Below are 21,559 nucleotides of genomic sequence, written 5' to 3'. Positions count from 1 at the left end.
TTCCCAGGGATCCCTCACGACACCAGAGTACCGATCGGCTGACCATCGAGTATGGCAAGGACGTTTCCCGGTGCCATGAGATCAAACACCACAATAGGCAATTCATTGTCCATGCACAGCGAAACCGCGGTGCTGTCCATGGCCTTCAATCCCTGGGACAGCACATCCAGGTATCTGACCTCGTCCAATTTCTCGGCATCGGGATTGGTCCGAGGATCAGCGGTATAGACCCCATCTGTGCCGCTATGGGTGCCTTTCAACAGAACGCCAGCCTCTATCTCCACTGCCCGCAAAGCGGCCGCTGTGTCGGTGGTGAAGAACGGATTGCCGGTTCCGGCGGCAAAGATAACCACCCGGCCTTTCTCCAGGTGGCGGATAGCCCTTCTCCGGATGTACGGCTCGGCCACTTGGGCCATGCCAATGGCGGTCTGCACTCGGGTGGGCTGACCCAGCCGCTCAAGGGTGTCTTGAAGAGCGAGGGCGTTTATGACCGTTGCCAGCATCCCCATGTAGTCGGCTTGGGCCCGGTCCATGCCCGAGCCCGCTCCCGTCATTCCCCGCCAGATGTTGCCGCCACCCACCACGACGGCCACATCCACTTCAAATTCCGACCTGACTTTGACGATCTCGGTCGCGATCTGAACGGCTATCTCCCCGTCAATGCCGTAGCTGGATTCTCCAGCAAAGGCCTCTCCGGAGAGCTTCAAGACGATCCGATCCCACCGTCCCGATCGTCTGGTTCCGCCGTCGTCGATCACCGCTAACTGCCGATGGCCGCTAACTCGAACCGGATGATGACTCCGTCTCCCATCCGGGACTGTACGGTCTCCTTCTCCCCGAACATGCCCTGCTCCAGCAGCACTCGCTCGGCGTACCACGCCCGCAGACGGCCGGTGACGATCTTGTCCCAAGCCTGTTCTGGCTTGCCCTCGGCCTTTGTCATCTCGGTCAGCGAAATTCGCTCCCGCTCTACTTCTTCGGGATCGACATCGTCTCGGTGCAGTACCGAGGGCTTGGCAAAGGCGATGTGGAGGGCAATTTCGTGGGCCAGTTCTTGAGTCATGCCGCGGACCTCAACCACCACTGCGCTGGTCCCACGGCCATCCTGGGTGTGGAGGTAGGTGTCCAGGATATTGCCATCGGCGGCCTGGACCTTGACGACCTTGCCCAATCGAACATTCTCCTTCTTGGCCAGGCTCAGGTCCTCGATGTCTCCCTTGCGGGCTTCTACCGAGTCTTCGCCCTCAGCGAGCACGAGTTGGGCCAACTCGGCGGCCAAGGCTGTGAAATCGTCAGCCTTGGCGGAGAAGTCAGTCTCGCAGCGAAGCTCTACGATGGCGGCGGCATCGCCGTCTACGGCAAGCGCCACTGCTCCCTGGTCGCTGGCCCGATCGGCCCGAGCGGCGGCCTTGGCCATGCCCTTCTCCCGCAACCACTGGGTGGCGGCTTCCATGTCGCCATCATTGTCAGTGAGGGCGCGCTTGCAGTCCATCATTCCGGCGCCAGTGGCCTGGCGCAGGGCCTTGACGTCTTGGGCGGTAAATGAACTCACACCTGCTCCTGGGGTTCGGCCGGCTCGGCCACCTCAGCAACCTGCTCCTGGGGTTCGGCCGGCTCGGCCACCTCAGCAACCTGCAGATCCGAGGCTTGTGCCGGGGTCGACTCCTCTTCCGCCGACGCCTCCGCAACAGCCGGTGGTGCAATATCGGGCTGGGGCACAACATCGAGTTGGGCCTTGGCAGCGGCATTGCCCTGTGCGATGAACCGCCCCTCGAGAACAGCATCGCTGATAATCCGGCACATCAGCTCACCAGAACGGATGGCATCGTCATTGCCGGGAATCACATATTGGATCACATCCGGATCGCAATTCGTGTCCACTACTGCGATTACCGGCAGCTTCAACTTGTTGGCCTCTGCGACCGCGATGTGCTCCTTTTTGGTGTCAAGCACGAACACTGCTTCGGGCGGCCGGGTCAAGTCCCGAATACCGTTGAGATTGCGCTCCAGCTTCACCAGCTCCCGGGTAATAAGAAGGGCCTCTTTTTTGGGCATAACGTCCAACTCGCCGGAACTGCGCATCCGCTGGAACTCCTTCATCTTGCCCATGCGCTTGGAGATGGTCTCGAAATTGGTTAGGAGGCCACCCAACCATCGCTCGTTCACATAGGGCATGCCCACTCGCTCTGCGTAGCTCTGGACGCTGTCTTGAGCCTGCTTCTTAGTGCCCACGAACAGCACTTGTCCGCCTTTGGCCACCAGATCGCGCACATAGGTGTAGGCCGTCTCAATGTAGGCAAGCGTCTGGGTTAGATCGATGATGTAGATGCCGTTGCGCTCTCCGAAGATGAAACGCTGCATCTTCGGATTCCATCGGCGGGTCTGGTGTCCGAAGTGGACCCCGGCATCGAGCAGCTGACGCATGGTCACTACAGGCGCCATGGTGATTCTCCTCTCCCAACGGTTCAGCGAAACCCGGGGTCAGCACCTTACGGCGACCGTGGGATGCCCCGGGCGGTGATTTGCCTTCAGCCGGGAACTGCTTCCAGGCCGGGTCAAACGATAGCCGCTTCATGCTCCTATGCCATAGGCAGAAAGCCGACTTCAGCCGTCGGGGTCGCTATGGGACACCAGTCGCACACGGCCGGTGGTCAGGACCAAACCCGGATCGAGATAATCATCTCCTGCCCTCACACTGAAGAAGAACCGCTCAGAGGTGGTGCCCAACAACTGCCCAGACTCCACCCAGTCGCCCTCTGCGACGGCGATCCAGCCCAGATAGCTGTAGGCAGTGCGCAGCCCGTCGCGGTGGAGCACGGTGACAAACCGGTTGTAGGCCACAGAGCCGGCGAACACAACCTCGCCGTCTGCGGAAGCCCACACTGGCTGCCCAGGCTCGGGATCGTATTCCAATCCCCGATTGCCCGGTGCCCCCACGTGCACCGGAGGCCGAAAGTGATCAACCACCTCGGCATCAACTGGAGGCCGGTACTCCTCCGGCGCCTCGGCCTGCTGGACAGAAACGCCCTCTGTTGGCGGCGACTGCCCAGGCACTGTCGGGCTGACCACCGCAACCAGCCCAGCCAAGCCCGCCCAGCCAATCCGCAATCCCCACGCCATGGCGATTCCTCATGATTTTCAGCAGGAAGGGGAAGCGACGATGAGGCTATCAAGCCCGAGGATGGCTGTCTTCCATCACGTTGCGGAGCCGTTCCCTACTGACGTGGGTGTATATCTGCGTGGATCCCAGATCAGCGTGGCCCAACAACTCCTGCACCTGCCGCAAGTCGGCCCCACCGTCAAGTAGGTGAGTGGCGAAGGTGTGGCGCAGGGCATGGGGATTGGTCTGAACGCTGGCCCGACGATCCACCAGCCGACGGACAGCCTGAGCATTTATCGGGCGACCGCGCAGATTCACGAACACCGCGTCTTCGGCCACAGACGGGTCGGCCATCTCCTCTCGGCCATCGCTCATCCACTCTGATAGAGCGGCCGCGGCAGGTTCGCTCAGCGGCACGATCCGCTGTTTGGACCCTTTGCCGTTCACGGTGAGCCGTCGACGCTCCCAGTCGATATCCCCAGCGCGGATGGCGCACACCTCGCTGACTCGGAGGCCACTGCCGTACAGCAGCTCCAACACTGCGATGTCACGCTGGCGGCGAGCGCGGCTGTCGCCGGCCACCGCCGACCGCGGCTGGTCCAACAGGGTTCGCAATTCCTCGGAGCGCAGCACTCGGGGCAATCGGCGCTCCCGGATCGGGACCATGGCACCGATCGTTGGGTCCGCAGCAACCCGGCCAGTACGCTCAGCCCAGCGGAAGTAGCGGCGCAACGACGAGGCCTTTCGGGCCACTGTCTTGCGGGCATAGCCCTGTGCGCTCAGATGGGCCAGATACCTCCGGACCTCACGGAGGTCGACTTCCCCTGGTCCCGCTGCCCGGGCCGAGCCCGGAGAAGCCCCGACCCGGGATTGCCCGAGCCACTCGGCGAAGGCGGCCATTTCTCGGCAGTACATCGCCGCTGTGTCCTGGCTCACCGACGCAGCCGATGCAGCAAAGGCGTCCAGATCCCATCCCATCAAAGCTCAAGACTACCGATGTGGGTTACAACCCCGACGCCAACCTCATCGGGGAATTCCCACCCGCTCGATCCAACGTCCTGAAACCGCCACCCAGCCCGCAGCTCGCAACCCTTCCACCGCTCCGGCCACCTGGGACATTTCCAGCCCGGAGCGCACCCGGATCTGTTCGGCATCTGCGGGCTGCCAGCCCAGCGCTTCCAACACCTGCTGCCCAATCTCGTCGGGGTCGGGGCGTGAGTCCAATGGGACTGTTTCGGCACCCGACATGCCCAAAGCCAACAGCACATCGTCAGCATCGCGGCAGGGAGCGCAGCCATCGGCCAGCAGCTCATGGCATCCATCAGACGCGGAGCTTCTCACCGGTCCGGGGACGGCTAGAACGGCCCGATTTCGAGCAGCTGCCTCAGCCACCGTGTGCATGGCCCCTCCCGACGCATGGGACTCCACCACCACAACCACATCGGCGAGGGCCGCGATGATGCGGTTTCGAGCCGGAAATCGCCACCGTTCAGGGGGTGCACCCAGGGGAGCCTCTCCCAACAGCAGCCCCCGCTCCGCTACTGCTCGCCACAGACCGCGGTTGCGCTCGGGATAGGCCTTGTCCATGCCGTTGCCCACCACTGCAATCGGGGGTGCACCCTTGGCATCCAGAGCCCCAGCATGAGCTGCAGCGTCGATGCCCAGAGCCAGACCCGAGACCACGCCGACACCAGCCATCGCCAAGTCCCGGCCCAGCTCGAACGCCACATCGCTGCCGTAGCGAGTGCACCTTCGGGTGCCGACAATGGCCACCCGGGGACCGTGGGCCACTTGGGGATCTCCCTGGTGGAACACAACTGCGGGCGGTTCCAAGTCATCGCACAGCACTGCCGGATACCCGGGGGTGCCCAGAGCCGCCACTCCAACGCAGTGCTCTCGGTGCCGAGCCCACAGACGAGCAACATCCAAGCCAATGGCGGTGCGGTGCCATTGCCTGTATAGATCCCGCTTTCCGGCCACCTCGGCAAGCTCAGGAGAAGGCGGGCCTTGCAATCTGATCCACAATTCGGCCGGCGTATCGATAGCCAGCAGGGCCCGCAGTCGGGCGGGCCCCACTGCGGGGAGTGACGCCAGCGCCGCGAGCCAGGCCTCCACAGGCATATCGTCTTCGTCTTCGGCGGGGATCCCTGCCAATGCGAACCTACGGGCGGGCATTGGGGAGGGTCCAAGGGTCGTGGGCCACGGTAACCGGCTCGGTCCGCATGAACAGCGCTTCAGCGACGATCTCACCGGTAAGCGGGGGCGTCTGCCCAGCCAGGTCGGCCAAGGTGAGAGCGACCCGTCGAACTCGCTGAAACCCTCGCGCAGTGAGACGGCCTTCTGCGATGGCGTGGCTGAACAGGCTCTTGGCATCGGGATCAAGGGGGGCCTGATGATCCAATGTGTCGTCCGGCAACTCGCTGTTGGAGGCCGCCCCGCGTTCGCGGGCTGCTGCCCGAGCCTGATCCACCCTTTTTCGCACTTCAGCAGAGGATTCCCCCGGCGGGGCGTCGAATAGGTCGCTGACTTCTGGTCGCCCCACATGAATCCTCAGGTCGAACCGGTCCAATAGTGGACCACTCAGCCGGCGGGCATACCGCAAACGGGCCAGAGGCGTACAACGACACATGCCGGGCTGTCCAAGCTCCCCACACGGACACGGATTCATTGCCCCCACTAACAGGAAGCGGGCGGGAAACGAGGCCGCCGCCGTGGCCCGATTGACTCTGATCACCCCCTCTTCGAGTGGCTGGCGCAGCGCATCCAGGGCTTGGGGCGCGAACTCCCCCATCTCGTCCAAGAACAGCACGCCGCCATGGGCGCAGCTGACCGCCCCCGGACGCAATGCCCGGCTCCCGCCACCCACCAAAGCGATCATGGAAGCCGAGTGGTGGGGTGCTTGCCAAGGGGCCCGGCGAATCAGCCCCGAGGAGGGCAGGTCCAACCCAGTTGCGGAGTGCACCATGGTGGCCTCAATGGCGGTGGACTCATCCAAGGGGGGAAGGAGCCCCGGGAGTCGCCGCGCCAACATGGTCTTGCCCGCACCCGGAGGACCGATCATCAATAGGTGATGTCCGCCCGCCGCAGCCACCTCCAGCCCCAACCGAGCCATGTGTTGGCCCCTCACGTCAGCCAGGTCCACCGCCTCATCCCGCGTATTCGCCAAACCCGACACAGGAGGATCGGGCCAGGCTTCCTCGCCGCGAAGCGCGGAAAGGAGCTCTTGGAGCGTTGACGGCGCCCGAACTACAGGACCATTGGCCAGGGCAGCTTCTACGGCGCTCTCGGGAGCCACCACAATTGCGTTGGCTTCCATACAGCGCACTTGGGGCAGCACACCGGGCACTGCTCGAAGACGACCGTCAAGCCCCAGTTCAGCCAGGAACGCTATGTCGGCCAATGCCTCGGCGGGGAGCTGATCGTCGGCCACCAGCACCCCCATGGCAATAGCCAGGTCGAGCCCTGGACCCTCTTTGCGAATCCCCGAAGGTGCCAAGTTGACGGTGATGCGTCCTGGAGGCCATTTGACGCCGCTGGACAGCAGCGCGGCACGAACCCGGTCACGGGCTTCCCGGCAAGCGGCATCGGGCAGGCCGACGACGGTGAACGTGGGCAGTCCAACCGAGACGTGGACTTCCACTGAGACCGGGTGCCCGGTGATGCCAGAGAGAACGGAGGCGGGGATGGTGGCGAGCACGGCCAGCGCCTTCTCGAGGGTGATTCCTCGTACTTGGAGAGTGACCCCCTGCGCTGGTCACGGGCGTTCCCACAACTATACCGACAGTTGGTGACAACTACACCGCGACATCCGCTCCCTAATAGACCCAAAAGGGCGCAATCCTCAAAGGACGTCGTTGATGTAGCGAAGCACGGCATCGACCTCGACAGCCGTCAGCAGCCCGCCAAAGGCCGGCATGCGGTCTCGCCCCTCAGAAATCACAGCAACGGCATCGCCGGGGTCGGGATACCCCTCCAACAGCCGACCCCGATTCAACCGCGGACCATCGCTGGTTCCGCTGCCATCGGCGTCGTGACACGACGAGCACCGGTCGATGAAGACGGCCCGACCGGCCACCAGGACGGGATCAGGGGTCCCGTCGGGCCCCACCCCCACCTCGGGAGAAGAACCCGACCCGCAACCAGCGGCCCCAACCAGACAAATGGCCAGGACGGCCGATCGCAGAGCAATCCCAGCTTCCCTCACAGCCACCTTCAGGACGATACTGGGGAATATGGGCTTCGATCCCACGCGAAAGCAGCAGCGCACCCGCTTCGACTACTGGTATGTGGCCGTGGGTCTCCTGGTTTGCGCCGGTCTAATTCTGTGGGCAGTGCTGGCGTGATGCGGGCAATCCGCTAGAAGGCCGACTCGATTACCCGGATCTCGCGGCCAACCACCTCGGCCACATCGAATCGAATCTGCACCGGCCCCATGCCTTCCTGCTCGGCCAACCATTCGGCGGCCAACCGGCGTATCCGACGCTGTTTGTCCCGGCCCACCGCCTCCCCGGGCGACCCGAAAGCCAGCGAAGACCGAGTTTTCACCTCGCACACTGCGACTACGCACCCGCGTTGCACGATCACATCCAATTCGCCGCGGCTGCACCGCCAGTTGCGGTCCAATAGCTGAAAACCCTGGCGGCGATACCAGCGCACAGCACGGTCCTCGCCATAGCGGCCCAACGCTTGTCGGTATGCCATTGCCCCACCGTAGGCAGAGCGGGTGACAATTCCCCCTAGAAGCGCTTCTCTTTGACGCGGGCAGCTCGGCCGATGCGATCGCGCAGGTAATAGAGCTTGGCACGACGCACATCGCCTCGGGCCCCCACCTCCACTTTGGCGATGATGGGTGAATGAACCGGAAATGTGCGCTCCACTCCCACCCCGAAACTCACCTTCCGAACGGTGAAGGTCTCCCGTACACCGCTACCCTGACGGCGGATAACCACACCCTCGAAGACCTGGACCCGCTCACGGCTGCCCTCCACAACGCGGACATGCACCTTGACCGCGTCACCGGCGCTGAACTCCGGAATGTCGGAACGTCTGGTATCGCGATCAACGATGTCGGTGGGATTCATAGCACGCCTCTTATGAGTTCTTCAGCGCCCAAGTCAGGCATTGGGGCGCGACGGAAAATTATACCTGGCCCGTTTAGGGGAGGCCGAACTCTTCAAGAAGCGCTTGCTCCTCTTCCAACAAACCACCGCGAGCTTCGATTAGGTCGGGGCGCAAGGCTGCCGTTCGGGCTAGCGACTGGGCCCTTCGCCAGCGATCCACGCGACCGTGATCTCCCGAGCGCAGCACCTCGGGCACAACCCAGCCCCGGTATTCTGCAGGGCGGGTGTAGTGGGGATACTCCAAGAGTCCATCGCTGAACGACTCCTCGGCGGTCGACAAATCGTTGCCCAGAACCCCGGGAACCAAGCGTCCCACCGTCTCGATGATGGCCATCGCGGCCACCTCGCCGCCAGCCAGTACAAAGTCCCCCAGAGACAACTCACCGTCGACCAAATGGTCTTTCACTCGCTGATCCACTCCCTCATAGCGACCGCACAGCAGCGAGAACCCGTCACCGCGGACCAGCTCTTGGGCGACTGCCTGATCGAATCGACGACCAGCAGGCCCCAGCAGAAACAGAGGTCGAGGCGGATCGGCCTGTTCGACCGATCTGAATAGAGGCTCCGGCATCATGACCATGCCCGCACCTCCACCAAACGGGGCATCATCAACCGAGCGGTGAGGGTCTCCCGCCCCCAGTCTGAGGTCGTGAACCCGTACCTCGAGTCGGCCCTGTTCCACCGCCCTCCCAATCACCCCGAAATCTAAGAACGCTTCGAACATCGAAGGAAAGATGGTGAAAATATCGACCCTCATGAGTCGTCGAAGAGGCCCTCTGGCACATCCACAATCAGTTGATCCCCCGTTTCCTCCTGCAAGAAGGTGAGGGGCACCAAAGCCCCGGATTCCAAGACCAGCAAGTCGCTGGCTGGATTGGCTTGCACGGCTTCGACCCGGCCCCGCTCTGTGCCGTTGGTTTCGCACACCATCATGCCGATCAGCTCATGGACCCATAGCTCATCGGGATCAACGATGGGCTGGGCTCTCAACGCTTGGCCTCTCAGGGATTCGGCTGAATGTCGATCCATGATCTCGTCGAACTGCACAATCCAGCGTTGCTGAAATGGTCGGGCAGCTGCCACGGTGAACTCACCGAGATCAGTGCAGAGCACTGATCCAATTTCCAACCGCTCGGCACGGTTGGTCCACAACGTGACCACGACCTCCCCCCGGATCCCATGGGCCCGGTCGATACGGCCAACCTCGAGCAGAGGAGGCACGCTCGGCGCTTTCGATCGGTCAGTCGACGAACTCGACGTCGACGAAGCTGCCGTCTTTGCTGGCTGCGGCCCGCACAACGGTGCGGATGGAGTTGGCCACTCGACCGCGGCGGCCGATGACTCGACCCATGTCGCCTTCGGCCACTGTTACCTCCAGCGCCACCGACCCCTGCCGCTCAACAACCTCAACCTCGACCTCATCGGGGTTTTCCACCACCGACTTCACCAGGTATTCCAAAACATTGCGGGCGGTTGGCACTTCGATGGTGTTGATGTCGCCCGGCTCTTCGAAATCGTCGTCGTCGTATTCCTCGTCCTCAACTCTCAAGTCGGTGTCGCTCACGATTCCCCGCCCTCGGCTTTCTCGGTGTCTTGCTCCGCAGCTTCGTCTGTATCTGTGGCGGCGTCCGCAGCGTCCCCGCCATCTTCGTCTGTGTCTGTGGCGGCGTCCGCAGCGTCTTCATCAGCTTCGTTCGCGACCGCCTCGGCAGTGGAAGCGCCCGTTTCCGCTGAGGCGGCCGTGGTCACTATTGCCGGGCGCTGATCAGCCCCTTGGGCCTGCCCTTCACCACCGGTGAACTCCGCCCACGCCCCTGAAATCACCAGGAGTTTCTGCACCCGCTCGCTCGGCTGGGCACCATGGCGCAGCCAGTGCAGCGCCCTTTCGTTGTTAATCTCAACCAGCGACGGTTCCTGGCGGGGGTTGTAGGTACCTACAATCTCGATGAACCGCCCATTGCGGGCTTTGCGGGAATCAGCGGCTACAACGCGGTAGGTGGGCTGCTTTTTCTTGCCCATCCGCATCAGCCGGAGTCTTACTGCCACTAGCCGGTCAGCCCTTCTGTCTTCTTGGGTCCATTTGGCGTCCTGAGTCCAAATGGCCCCTAATCAGTACCCGTGCAGGCACGAACCGGCGCCGGCCGCCGGAATAGGGAAACTCTACCCGCAGAAAATCCCTGTGGGCTACCTCAGGGAGGAGAGATCGAATTGCCCGTCCTCCAAGCCAGGCAAGGTCAACTTGGACTTGCCCGACTTCTTCTGCTGGCTGCCCGGCGGGGTCACCCGGCTGCCCTTGCGACCCTTCTTGGACTTCTTTCGACCCGAACCGGGTCCCTTTCCGCCGCCCATCTTCTTCATCATCCGCTGGACCTCGCTGAACTGCCGCAGAAGCTGGGAGACCTCAGAGGGACGGGTTCCCGAGCCAGCGGCGATCCGCTGACGGCGAGAGCCGTCGACAACGCGGGGGGTAGCCCGCTCTTGAGGGGTCATCGAGCAGATGATGGCCTCCACCTGGGCGATGCGCTCGTCCTCGATCTCGGCTTTGCGCAACTCGGGGGTTGCCCCGGGGAGCATCCCCACCAGGTTTTGGAGAGAGCCCATCTTCTTGAGCTGACGCATCTGCTCCAAGAAGTCCTCCAGCGTGAATTCCCCTTCCAGCAGCTTGGCCGCGGTCGCTTCCGCCTCGGCCTCCTCGTACACCTGCTCGGCCTTCTCAATCAGCGTGAGCACATCGCCCATGCCGAGAATCCGGCTGGCCACCCGATCGGGGTGGAACAACTCGAACTCGTCGATCTTCTCGCCTGTAGAGGAGAAGGCAATCGGCCGACCCACCACCTCTTTCACCGACAGCGCCGCTCCTCCCCGAGCGTCCCCGTCCACCTTGGTGAGAATCACGCCATCGAGTTCGAGAACGGCATGGAACGACTCGGCAGTGGTCACTGCGTCTTGGCCGGTCATGGCGTCGACCACCAGGAAGGTGTAGTGGGGTTCGATGGCGTCGGATATCCGTCCGACCTGATCCATCATCTCGTCATCGATGGCCAATCGCCCGGCGGTGTCGCAGATCACCACATCCCGGTTGGAATCCAAGGCCTCGGCCACGCCTTGTCTGGCCACCGCAACCGGACCGGAAGGCTCGCTGAACACAGGAACCCCGATGGCTGCACCGAGGGTGCGGAGCTGTTCAACTGCCGCGGGACGCTGCAAATCGGCGCCCACCAGCATCGGGTTGCGGCCCTGCTGCTTGAACCAGGAGGCCAGCTTGGCCGCGTTAGTGGTCTTGCCCGAACCCTGGAGTCCAGCCAGCAGCACCACCGTGGGAGGCTTGGCTGGATGGGAGATCTCCAGGGTCTCGCCGCCCAGGGTGGCGATAAGCTCCTCGTGGACGAACTTGATCACCTGCTGGACTGGGTTCAGCGCCTTGTGAACCTCGGCGCCCACGCACCGCTGGCGGACCCTCTCCTGGAAGCCGCGGACCACATGGAGGTTGACGTCGGCCTCCAGCAGGGCTAAGCGAATCTCCCGCAGAACCTCGTCGACGTCTCCCTCCCGCAGGGTCCCCAACCCCCGCAGGCGCTTGAATATGCCCTCGAACCGGTTGCTCAGCGTGTCAAACATGGGCTGCTTACCCTAGTGGTCCGCCCCCGAAAAACGTGCTTCGAGAAGTCAGGAGAGCAGAGCATCGACGAATTCGACGGCGTCAAATTCCACCAGGTCACCGACACCCTCCCCCAGCCCCACCAGCTTCACCGGGATGTCCAGTTCATTTTGCACAGCCATCACGATGCCGCCCTTGGCCGACCCGTCGAGCTTGGTGAGCACGACGCCGGTCAGCTCAGCCGTCTCGGTGAACCGGCGGGCTTGGGCCAAGCCGTTCTGGCCGGTGCTGGCGTCGATCACCAGCAGCACCTCGGTGACCATGCCCGGCCCTTTGCCGGCCACCCGATAAATCTTGGCCAGCTCGTCCATCAGGTTCGTGCGGGTGTGCAGGCGACCGGCGGTATCGGCCATGACCAGCGGCACTCCCGCGGCTGAAGCGTGCTCGATGGCGTCGTAGACGACCGAACTGGGATCAGCGCCCTCGGCGCCCCGTACCAGCTCGGCGCCCGACCGGTCGGCCCACTGACCCAGTTGTTCGACGGCCGCCGCTCGAAAGGTATCGCCCGCGGCCAACACCACCTTGCGGCCGCCCTGCATCTCCCGGGCGGCCAGCTTGCCGATGGTGGTGGTCTTGCCCGCACCGTTCACTCCCACGAAGAGCCACACCGCGGGGTTGCCGTCGGTCCGCAGCTCCAGATCCCGGCCTCCCAGGTCTTCGGCCAACTGGGCCTTGAGCAGAGCCACCAGAGCATCGGCGTCGGAGACCTTCTCGGCCTTGACCCGCTCCTTCAGCCGGTCGAGCAGCGCAGTGGTGGCCCCCACACCGGCGTCGGCCAGAATCAGCGCCTCCTCCAGCTCCTCCCAGGTGGCGTCGTCCACCCCCCGGGAGACCACCGACGACAAGAACCCTGAGAACGCGCCGCGGGCGGACGCCATTCGACCACGGAATCCGGTTCGCGCCATGCGACTAGCCCCTAACCGTCTTCGAGCTCTTCAACGGGCAGCGAACCGATGACCACCGTGAGCGTGATGCGCTCGTCATCGCGCACCACCTCCAGCTCCACCTCGGTGCCAGGAACTCGGAACTGAACCTTGGCGGCCAGCTCGGTGAAGGTCGACACCACCTCGCTGTCGATTAGAACGATTAGATCCCCGGCCATCAACCCGGCCCGGTCAGCAGGTGTGTCCTCATGCACCTGGAGGACCAGGGCACCGGGATGGCCTATTTCAGGATCGGTTCCCGAAACACCCAGAAATCCCAGTTCGGTGCTCTCACCAGCCAAGATGCGCTGGGCGATGTTCAGGGCGATGTCGGAAGGGATGGCGAAGCCCAAGCCGATGTTGCCAACCGAGCCGTCGGTCTGGATGAGGGTGTTCATGCCGATGACTTGGCCAAAGCGGTTGGCCAGTGCACCGCCTGAGTTGCCGGGGTTGATGGGAGCATCGGTTTGGATCATCTCCACGAAGGCGCTCTCACCAGTTCCCTCTCTGATGGCGCGACCCACAGCGCTGACAATGCCCGAGGTGACCGACTGCTGCAACCCGAACGGGCTGCCCACCGCCACCGCCAGTTGCCCCACCTCAACCGTGGATCGGTCGGCGAATACCGCCGGTGTGAGCGCTACATCGGTGTCGACCTTCACCAACGCCACATCGATGGCCGGGGCGGTGCCCACAACCACGCCTCCTGCCCGAGTGCCGTCGGCCAGCTGCACCCTGACGGCCTCAGCATCGCCGACCACGTGCGCGTTGGTCAGTATGTGGCCGGACGCGTCGTAAATGATACCCGACCCCTGCCCGACGATCAGCGGCCGATCCTCAAGGCCGTCAGGCTCTTCCCCTGGTGGCTCCAGATCATTTCTGGGAGGTAGCTCGCCCTCGGGGTCTATTCTTGGCAGGTCAAACTCGGGAATCTCCGCCTCGTCCCCAGTGGCGATCGCCTCGATTAGCACCACCGAAGGGGTGACCGCCCGGGCCACTTCAACCACAGGATCCACAGGAATGGCCGACTCGGTGGATTGCTCGGCGGGCGACTGATCCGCGGGCGGCACCACCAGGGGTGCCTGAAGTGCCGGCGGTTGGCCCGGAGAGGCGCTCACCACCTGCGGACCTGAGACCACCACCACCTCAGGGGTAGGGGTGTCCTGGTTGAAGAAAACGCTGCCGACGCCGATTCCGATTCCCACCAGGCCGAAGACAGCCAGCAGCACTGACACCGCCAACATGGTCACCGCAGGATTGCGAGATCGGTACGGTGGGTCTCCGGGCGGTACCGAGGCGACGACCTCCACCGCGCGGGGCACGGGCAAGTTGCTGGTTTGGTTGGCTGGGCCTTCCAGTTCCCACCCCAAGGGATCCCACTCCGACCGGGGATCGTCGGGCTCGTTGCTCATCGTGTGCGCTGAGTCCTCAGCTCTGTTGGAGAAGTACCTTCGATTCCGAGGCTACCACCACTTTTTCGGAAAGCACCTTGGAGCTTCCCCCCGGTTTCATGGATACGCCGTAGAGACAGTCGGCTGCCTCCATGGTGCGCTTCTGATGGCTCACAATAAGCAGCTGGGCATCGGCCCGGAACTCATCGATGAGCTGGAGGAAGCGGTGCAGGTTCACGTCATCGAGCGCGGCTTCCACCTCGTCCATGACATAGAACGGCGACGGCCGGCTCCTGAACACCGCAAACAGAAAAGCGAGCGCGGTGAGCGAGCGCTCCCCACCCGACAAGAGGCTCAGGCGCCGAATGTTCTTACCCGATGGTCGGGCCTCGATCTCCACCCCGGTGTCCAGCAGCGCATCGGGTCGGGTGAGCCGCAGATTTCCCTCTCCGCCGGGAAACAGCGTCTGGAACAAACCGGCGAAGTTGCGCTCCACATCGGCAAAGGCGGCCGAGAACACGTTGACGATTTCCTCGTCGATCTTGCGGATCACTTTGCGGAGCTCACGGCGGCTCTGGCGGATGTCGTCAATCTGACCCTGGGTGAAGTTGTGGCGCTCCAACAGCGCCTCGCACTCCTCCAGCGCCAATGGGTTCACCGGCCCCATGATGCGCAGCTCTTGCTCCAATGCCCTTATCCGGTCAACGGGAGCGACGCCCGGCTCTAGGGGCGGGCATTCGGTGGCCACCGCTTCACCCGGTTCGCAGTCCAACTCCCGACGGCACCGGTCGACCGAAGCTTCCAGCCTGATCCCCGCCTCGGCCAACTCGATATCCATACTGCGGTCCCGCTCCTGACACTGCCCCAGCCTGGCCTCGGCTTGAGCCCGCTGGCTTCGCAGGTCCTCAAGTTGCCGCACGGCCGCTGCAGCCGCTTGCGATTCCTCGGCCCGCCGACGGCGCAGACCCTCAAGCTGCCCCCCCACCGCTTCGAGCCCTTGGGCCACCCAGCCAGCCAGCTCGCCGATAACTTCCAGCCGGGTATCGAGGGCCTCTCGACGAGAGGTGGCCTCAACGCGGGCTTCTGCCATCCGGCCCAACCGACGTTCAATTTCGCCGCGCTGAGCGGTCAGCAAACGGCGTCGCTCTTCCAGCCCGGCAGACCTGACTTGGAGTTCCGAGCGAAAGCTGCTCACCGCCTGCGACTGCCGGGACAGCTCATCGCGGGCCCGATTCATGCTCTCGGCGCGCTCAACCTGCTCCGCTTCCCGGGCTTCGTGCTGCGGCAGCTCTTGGCGCAGCACGTCAGCCCGTCGGCGACCCTCAGCGATCTTGTCCTCCAACTCATCTCGACGAGGGACGAGCGCGGTGATCTCCACCTCTGTGTCGCGCAGCTTCCGTTCTGCGGCATTGGCCTGACTCCGGACATCGGCCACCGCCCCAGACTGCGCCAGAGCAGCTTGCCTCGCTTGATCAACGGCCTGCACAGCCTCCTCTAGACGGCAATCAGCCATACTCAATTCCTGCTGCGCGGCATCGAGATGGCGAGCCGCCCGGGCCGACTCCCGCTCAGCTTCCTCAAGCAATCCCTTCGTGGCCCCCGAGTGCCGCACGCCCACCCGCCAGCCCGACGGGGAGAACCGGTCGCCCCGGCGAGTGACAACCACAGCCGACGGATCGGCAACCGCCGCGGCGGCTGCTTCCTCACTGGTGTCCACCACCCCGACACGGCCGACCAATACGTCCAAGAGGCCATCCACCCCAGCTGTCGAAGACCGCACATGGGAGCGAAGGGGTGTACCGACAGCTGGAGCAGGCAGTGGCCCGCCCATTGCGCCTAGGGCCAGCACCGCGCCGCTCACGTCGTCGGCCTCCAGCGTGGCGATGGCCCGCATGGCTATCTCGGTGTCGGTGGCCACAACCGCGGCCACCGCCTCGCCAGCCGCCGCTTCAAAAGCTGCCTCCCAGCCCCGGTCTATCTCCACAACCTCCAGCAAGGTACCGACGACTCCCTCAATGCCGGCCAGCCGCTGGGCACCAGACCGGTCGCGGGCCTCGTCCAACGCCAACGAAAGCGCCTCTCGCCGAGCCCCCCACGCCTGATGATCGCCAACGGCATCAGCAAGAGCCGCCCTGGACCGCTCTCGGGCTTCCCGAGCCTCCTCGCATTCCTGCTCGGCAACCGCTTGCTCTTGCTGCCGGGTCTCCTGAGCCACCTCGGCATCAGCGGCCTTGGCCCATGATCGGTACAACTCACCAGCAAGCTTCTGGAGACGCGATTCCAATTCCTCCAAGCTCCGGCCCAGTCGGTCCGCCTCGGCCCGGTCCCGCTGGATCGATGCCCCCAATGCCCTCATCTCGCCTCTCAACCGGGGGGCATCCGACCCGGAAGCGAGCAGGGCTTGGCCACCCCACTTCTCATCGAACGACAGCCGGAGCTGCTCCAGCTGCTGCACGGCATCGGCAACCGCGGCGGCATCGGGCGCCATGGCGGCCGCCTCAGCTTCCACTTCGCTCAGCTCTCGGCCCAGACGGTCCGACTCGGCTTCCAGCGTGGCCACAACATCTTCGTCCATTCCAGCGCTGCGGTCGCGCTGCACGCGCAGACGTCGCTCTGACAACAGCGCGTCCAACCCCCGGAGGCGCTCGTTGAGCCCTTCGAACCGCATCAGGGCATTGCTGATGTCCTGTCCATCTGCGGCTGACAGCCGAGCCTCGGCCACGGCCACGTCTCGGTCCAAACCCTCTGCCTGCACTGATAGCTTCTGCATCTCTTGGCGATTGCCCGCCTGGTCCTGGGTCAGCTGGCCAACCCTGTGGCGAAACTGCTCTATCTCCTGCCCAGCCAGATACCGGCGAAGAGTGCTCAACTCAGCCAGTAAGCCTCCGTGGCGCCGGGCAGCCTCGGCTTGGCGCTCCAGCGGTCGCAGCTGGCGGCGAATCTCTCGCACCACATCGGACAGCCGGGTGAGGTTAGCCTCAGTCGCCGCCAGCCGCCGCTCGGACTTCTCCTTGCGGCGGCGATACTTCAGCACGCCGGCAGCCTCCTCGATGACCGCCCGGCGATCCTCGGGTCGGGCACTCAATACTCCCTCGATTTGGCGCTGGGAGACGATTACATGCTGTTGGCGGCCAACCCCGGTATCGCTCAGCAGCTCTTGAATGTCGAGCAGGCGACATGGCACCCCGTTGATGGAATAGGTGCTGTCCCCGCTGCGGAATAGCGTGCGGGTGATGGTGACCTCTTCGAACTCGATGGGAAGAAGGTGGGCGGTGTTGTCGATGCTCAGCGATACCTCTGCCCGACCCAAGCCCGGCCGGGAGGCGGTCCCGGCGAAGATGACATCGTCCATCTTGGCCGAGCGCACCGCCGTGGGGGCCTGGGCGCCCAATGCCCAGGCCACCGCGTCCACCACGTTGGACTTGCCGCTGCCATTGGGACCCACAATCACCGTCACGCCCGGCTCGAAGACCAGCGTGGTGGAGTCGGCAAAGGATTTGAACCCTTTGAGGGTCAACGCCTTCAAGAACACTCATTCGACCCTACCCAGCGGCGGGCCGCGATTTGTGGAACTAGTTGTCCGGCGGCGTGTCGGCGGTCAGATCTGGCACTGCTCGCAGAAGTAGGTCCAGCGGCGGCGGAAGCGGTACTTCTGGATTGGGCGGTGGCAGCGGGGACAGGGGTGCCCGTTCCTACCCGCCTGCTTGAACACGTTTATGTACTCCTCATACCCCCCTGGCTGGCCGTGTACATCCACGTAGAGTCCGTCTTCCAGCGTGGCGCCTCGATGCTTGGCCGCATCATGCAGGGTCTCCACCATCGCCCGATGCAACCGGCGCACTTCCTGGGGCCCCAACGAGTTGGTCATTCGGTCGTACCGCAAGCCGGCAGTGAACAGAATCTCGTCGGAATACATCTCGCCCAGCCCCACCACCACGCGGTCATCGGTCAGCACCGCCTTCAGCTTGGCGTCTTGGGCCAGGAGAATCTGGCCGAACATCCGCCACGGCACCGGCTGATCAAGAGGGTCGATGCCCAGTCCTTCTAGCTCGGGTACTTCCTCCACCAACTTCTCAGCACTGGCCAAAAACAGTTCGGCATCACCGACCCCATCGACTAGCCGGAGCTGCCCGCTCTTGGTGAATGTGATGGACAAAATGGTGTTGGGCTCGGTCTGGTCTCTGTTGGCATGACGACGAAGCTGCCCGCCGCTCCCCAAATGGGCCACGATCACATCCTCGCTATCCAAGCTAATGATCAAATAAAGGCCACGACGCCGCACACCTGTGATCTTCGCCTTCTCCAGACGGCCGGCGAACTTCTTCGCCCCGCCTGATCGCTTTGTCAGCCGGGTATCCATGACTTCCACCGATTTGATGCGGAGGCTGGACAGTTCTCTGTCCAAGTCCCGGCGGATGGTCTCGATTTCGGGCAAGGCGATCATCAGATGGCTCCTGTCAATGGGGTCATGGGGCATTTCCCGTCGTCGCGACCGTCAGAGTTTGCCAAGCTGAGGCCGCCGCCGCCTGCTCAGCCTGCTTCTTCGATCGGCCCTCGCCTCGACCTCTCTCTTGGCCGTCAACATGCACAACGGCCACAAATTGCTTCGCGTGGTCAGGACCCTTCTCGGTTAGCCGATACTCGGGGGCGTCCTGCCGGTTGCGGGCACAGTACTCCTGCAATCGGGTCTTGAAGTCCCGGACACCGGGACCTTGGGCCGCAATGGCAATCCGATCGGCCAGCCACACTCGGACCAACTCAACCAGTACCTCCCAGGGAGCATCCAAATAGACGGCACCGATCACCGCCTCCATGGCATCGGAGAGAATCGATGGCTTTTCCCGGCCCCCAGATCCATCTTCGCCGCGACCCAGCCGCAGGGCCTCCCCCAACCTCAATTCAACGGCCAGATCGGCCAGCGCTTCGGCTTGGACCACTTCAGCCCGCAGCGGAGCCAACTGTCCCTCCGCCATTTCAGGGTAGGCGGCATAAATGTGGTCGGTCACCACTAGGGCCAGCACGGCGTCGCCCAAAAACTCCAGCCGCTCGTTGGACGATTCACCCTCGTGGTCAGCGCACCACGAGCGATGGGTCAATGCCTCGACAAGCAGACCGGGCTGCGCGAATGCATAGCCGAGTCGCTCGGCCAGAGCGTCGAGGTTGGCTTCGGCGGTCAGGAGCTTCGGCTCAGCCGGCCGTGGACATAGTCGACGGCGTCGCGCACCGTCTTGAGATCTTCCAAGTCCTCGTCGTCGATGCTGAACCCGACTGCCCTCTCGCTCAACTCATCTTCCAGGGTTTCCACCAGCTCGATAAGGGCAAGTGAATCAGCGTCGAGATCATCGGCAAATGCCTGGCCTTCCGTGATGCGGTCGGGGGAGATCTCCAAGATGTCGGCCAAGCACTCTCGGACGAGGGACAAGACTCCCTCGCGGTCCAGCGGGCTCTGTTCGACATGGGTTTCGGATGGCACGACTTCTCCGGAGCTGTTCAGCAAACGGCGCCCGAAAAGTATACGCCAGCTTCTTGCCCATCCCACCCACTGGACGCACAGATGATCGGGCCGATGACTCCTATTGGGCGCGCAGAACCCGGCGAAGAGAGCCCACGGTGTCGCGTTCGGCCAGCTCGTGGGCCACTTGCACCGCGTTGGCCAGCGCCTTCGGGGAAGAAGCTCCGTGGCTGATAATGCTGACACCGTTCACACCGAGGAGGATGGCGCCACCCACTGAGTCGGGACTGAATTCGTCGTAGAGCGGGGCCAGCGCCGGCGCCAGAAGCCTGGCCCCCTCCCGAGCCTCCTCGGAGGACTCGAATGCCCCCATCAGGGCACCGATCAGCTGCTTGGCCACCCCCTCGGCGGTCTTCAGGGCCACATTCCCGGTGAAGCCATCAGTGACGATCACGTCCACCAGGTCTTCCAACAAGTCCCGCCCCTCCACATTGCCGGCGAAGACCGCGCCGGTCCGAGTCTGCCAATCCCGATCGCCCAAGAGCTCGAATGCCTGCTTCACCAGGGGTGAGCCCTTGCCGGCCTCTTCCCCATTGGACAAAAGTCCCACGCGGGGTTCTTGAACCCCCCAGCGATCGCGGCAGTACACCGCCCCCATCTGGGCAAACTGCACCAGCCACTCGGCGGTGCATTCCGTGTTGGCCCCCGCATCCAACATCACGTTGGGCCAAGCCCGACCAGGCACAATGATCGGAGTGGCAATAGCCGGACGGGCCACTCCCCGGATTCGCCCCATCTTCAGCAGCGAGGCCGCCATGGCCGCTCCGGTATTGCCAGCGCTGACCATGGCCGAGGCCCGTCCGTCGCGCACTGCTTCGGCCGCGCGTACCAGCGAGGAGTCCTTCATTTTCCGCACGCTGGCCGCCGCCTCTGCGCCCATGGCGATCACCTGCGACGCGGGAACCACCTCGAAGTCGCGGACATCGGCCAGCTGTTCGGGTTGACCCACCAACAAAACGGGAATGCCCCGCTCGGCGGCGAGACGGGCCCCGGCAAGCACCGACCGAGGGGCGTCGTCACCCCCCATTGCGTCTACCGCAACCGGAAGCAAAGCCAAAAAGAGCCCTTTAAGGGGTCCGGGCAGGGCGGCCTATGCCACCTCAACGGCTTCACGCCCTGCGTACCAGCCGCACACCTTGCACACCCGATGCGGCCGCTTGACCGACCCGCACCGAGGGCAGGTGCTCTGCGCCGGAGCGGACACCCGCCAAGCCGATGCCCGGCGGCTACGGCCTTTGGCTTTGGATGTTTTCTTCTTGGGTACAGCCATCGGACAGTCCTACATGTGGAGGAAGAATGCCGCGCCACGAACAAAAACGGCGCGGACGCAGCCCATAAATCTACTGGCCAGTTCTCAGCGCGTCTAACGCAGCCCAGCGGGGATCTCTCGGGCGGTCTTCTGCGGAGATTTCGGGCTTATTCATCGGATAGTCATCGGGGGCCGGGCCGGCGCAATCCTCTGAGCACAGCGGAGCGATGGGCAGGGCGAGAACAAGGCAGTCGCGAACCATCGAGGTCAGGTCCACCTCGCCGTCTGTTATCAGATACGTCTCGTCGTCGGCTGGTGCGCTGCCGAACATCTCCCGCAGTTCCTGCTGCACCGTCTGTTCAATGGTCTCCAGGCACCTCCGGCAAGACCCGCGCCACCCTGCCGCCAGCGAACCGCTTACCTCCAGCCCGCTGACAACCGATTCCAGATGGAGCTGGAGATCGACCGGCCCGTGTACAGCAGCATCCGAGGTGGCCAGCCCGTCGACCTCTACTTGGATCGAAAGCTCGCGATGAGATCCGGGACGGCGCAGCAATTCCGCCACCGGTACGAGCAGCTGGCTCGACATACCACCTCCTCCCGCGG

General features: G+C 63.9%; 24 protein-coding genes. All 24 read right to left on the bottom strand.

The window, feature by feature from the left end:
- Positions 1–14: 14 nt before the first annotated feature.
- Positions 15–758 (bottom strand): UMP kinase, encoded by a 744-nt coding sequence (gene pyrH / locus ACOOGG_RS14495; protein ID WP_420436276.1) that lies wholly within the window; start codon positions 756–758, stop codon positions 15–17.
- A gap of 2 nt (positions 759–760) precedes the next feature.
- Positions 761–1,552, bottom strand: coding sequence for a translation elongation factor Ts (gene tsf / locus ACOOGG_RS14490; protein WP_420436274.1), 792 nt, complete (start codon positions 1,550–1,552; stop codon positions 761–763).
- Positions 1,549–2,442, bottom strand: a complete 894-nt coding sequence (gene rpsB, locus ACOOGG_RS14485; protein ID WP_420436272.1) for a 30S ribosomal protein S2 — start codon at positions 2,440–2,442, stop codon at positions 1,549–1,551. The genes tsf and rpsB overlap by 4 nt, the downstream gene beginning before the upstream one ends.
- Before the next feature lie 162 nt (positions 2,443–2,604).
- Positions 2,605–3,120: a murein hydrolase activator EnvC family protein gene (locus ACOOGG_RS14480; RefSeq protein WP_420436270.1), complete on the bottom strand. Its 516-nt coding sequence runs from the start codon at positions 3,118–3,120 to the stop codon at positions 2,605–2,607.
- Between the two features lie 49 nt (positions 3,121–3,169).
- A complete protein-coding gene (locus ACOOGG_RS14475) occupies positions 3,170–4,078 on the bottom strand; it encodes a tyrosine-type recombinase/integrase (protein ID WP_420436268.1) in 909 nt (302 codons plus the stop codon).
- Between the two features lie 45 nt (positions 4,079–4,123).
- Positions 4,124–5,254, bottom strand: a complete 1,131-nt coding sequence (dprA, locus tag ACOOGG_RS14470; RefSeq protein WP_420436266.1) for a DNA-processing protein DprA — start codon at positions 5,252–5,254, stop codon at positions 4,124–4,126.
- Positions 5,255–5,261: 7 nt separating this feature from the next.
- A complete protein-coding gene (locus ACOOGG_RS14465; RefSeq protein WP_420436264.1) occupies positions 5,262–6,797 on the bottom strand; it encodes a YifB family Mg chelatase-like AAA ATPase in 1,536 nt (511 codons plus the stop codon).
- 144 nt (positions 6,798–6,941) lie between these two features.
- The gene (locus ACOOGG_RS14460) at positions 6,942–7,310 is read right to left on the bottom strand and encodes a c-type cytochrome (protein ID WP_420436262.1); all 369 of its coding nucleotides are present in this window, start codon (positions 7,308–7,310) and stop codon (positions 6,942–6,944) included.
- A gap of 146 nt (positions 7,311–7,456) precedes the next feature.
- On the bottom strand, positions 7,457–7,801 hold the full coding sequence (locus ACOOGG_RS14455; protein WP_420436260.1) for a YraN family protein: 345 nt from the start codon (positions 7,799–7,801) through the stop codon (positions 7,457–7,459).
- A gap of 35 nt (positions 7,802–7,836) precedes the next feature.
- Complete coding sequence (gene rplS / locus ACOOGG_RS14450; RefSeq protein ID WP_420436258.1) at positions 7,837–8,181, bottom strand: 50S ribosomal protein L19; 345 nt, start codon at positions 8,179–8,181, stop codon at positions 7,837–7,839.
- 73 nt (positions 8,182–8,254) lie between these two features.
- Positions 8,255–8,977, bottom strand: a complete 723-nt coding sequence (gene trmD, locus ACOOGG_RS14445) for a tRNA (guanosine(37)-N1)-methyltransferase TrmD (RefSeq protein ID WP_420436256.1) — start codon at positions 8,975–8,977, stop codon at positions 8,255–8,257.
- On the bottom strand, positions 8,974–9,441 hold the full coding sequence (gene rimM / locus ACOOGG_RS14440; RefSeq protein WP_420436254.1) for a ribosome maturation factor RimM: 468 nt from the start codon (positions 9,439–9,441) through the stop codon (positions 8,974–8,976). The genes trmD and rimM overlap by 4 nt, the downstream gene beginning before the upstream one ends.
- A 19-nt stretch (positions 9,442–9,460) precedes the next feature.
- Positions 9,461–9,784, bottom strand: a complete 324-nt coding sequence (locus ACOOGG_RS14435) for a KH domain-containing protein (RefSeq protein WP_420436252.1) — start codon at positions 9,782–9,784, stop codon at positions 9,461–9,463.
- A complete protein-coding gene (rpsP, locus tag ACOOGG_RS14430) occupies positions 9,781–10,266 on the bottom strand; it encodes a 30S ribosomal protein S16 (RefSeq protein WP_420436250.1) in 486 nt (161 codons plus the stop codon). The genes ACOOGG_RS14435 and rpsP overlap by 4 nt, the downstream gene beginning before the upstream one ends.
- Before the next feature lie 138 nt (positions 10,267–10,404).
- Positions 10,405–11,838 carry a signal recognition particle protein gene (gene ffh, locus ACOOGG_RS14425; RefSeq protein WP_420436248.1) on the bottom strand — a complete coding sequence of 478 codons (1,434 nt, stop codon included), beginning with the start codon at positions 11,836–11,838 and terminating at the stop codon, positions 10,405–10,407.
- 48 nt (positions 11,839–11,886) lie between these two features.
- Entirely contained in the window at positions 11,887–12,783 is an 897-nt protein-coding gene (ftsY, locus tag ACOOGG_RS14420) for a signal recognition particle-docking protein FtsY (RefSeq protein WP_420436246.1), read from the bottom strand.
- Positions 12,784–12,794: 11 nt separating this feature from the next.
- Positions 12,795–14,213, bottom strand: coding sequence for a S1C family serine protease (locus ACOOGG_RS14415; protein ID WP_420436244.1), 1,419 nt, complete (start codon positions 14,211–14,213; stop codon positions 12,795–12,797).
- Positions 14,214–14,229: 16 nt separating this feature from the next.
- On the bottom strand, positions 14,230–17,724 hold the full coding sequence (gene smc / locus ACOOGG_RS14410; RefSeq protein WP_420436242.1) for a chromosome segregation protein SMC: 3,495 nt from the start codon (positions 17,722–17,724) through the stop codon (positions 14,230–14,232).
- A gap of 66 nt (positions 17,725–17,790) precedes the next feature.
- A complete protein-coding gene (locus ACOOGG_RS14405) occupies positions 17,791–18,636 on the bottom strand; it encodes an Fpg/Nei family DNA glycosylase (protein WP_420436240.1) in 846 nt (281 codons plus the stop codon).
- Positions 18,637–18,658: 22 nt separating this feature from the next.
- Complete coding sequence (rnc, locus tag ACOOGG_RS14400) at positions 18,659–19,342, bottom strand: ribonuclease III (protein WP_420437613.1); 684 nt, start codon at positions 19,340–19,342, stop codon at positions 18,659–18,661.
- A gap of 23 nt (positions 19,343–19,365) precedes the next feature.
- Positions 19,366–19,665 carry an acyl carrier protein gene (locus ACOOGG_RS14395; RefSeq protein WP_420436238.1) on the bottom strand — a complete coding sequence of 100 codons (300 nt, stop codon included), beginning with the start codon at positions 19,663–19,665 and terminating at the stop codon, positions 19,366–19,368.
- 100 nt (positions 19,666–19,765) lie between these two features.
- Positions 19,766–20,761 (bottom strand): phosphate acyltransferase PlsX, encoded by a 996-nt coding sequence (gene plsX / locus ACOOGG_RS14390; protein WP_420436236.1) that lies wholly within the window; start codon positions 20,759–20,761, stop codon positions 19,766–19,768.
- A 33-nt stretch (positions 20,762–20,794) separates the two neighbouring features.
- Positions 20,795–20,974, bottom strand: a complete 180-nt coding sequence (gene rpmF / locus ACOOGG_RS14385) for a 50S ribosomal protein L32 (RefSeq protein ID WP_420436234.1) — start codon at positions 20,972–20,974, stop codon at positions 20,795–20,797.
- Between the two features lie 70 nt (positions 20,975–21,044).
- Positions 21,045–21,542, bottom strand: a complete 498-nt coding sequence (locus ACOOGG_RS14380; RefSeq protein WP_420436232.1) for a YceD family protein — start codon at positions 21,540–21,542, stop codon at positions 21,045–21,047.
- Positions 21,543–21,559 lie beyond the last annotated feature (17 nt).

Source organism: Candidatus Poriferisocius sp. (assembly GCF_965214065.1).
Taxonomy (GTDB): domain Bacteria; phylum Actinomycetota; class Acidimicrobiia; order Acidimicrobiales; family Bin134; genus Poriferisocius.
This window is presented reverse-complemented; position numbering and strand designations above follow the sequence as displayed.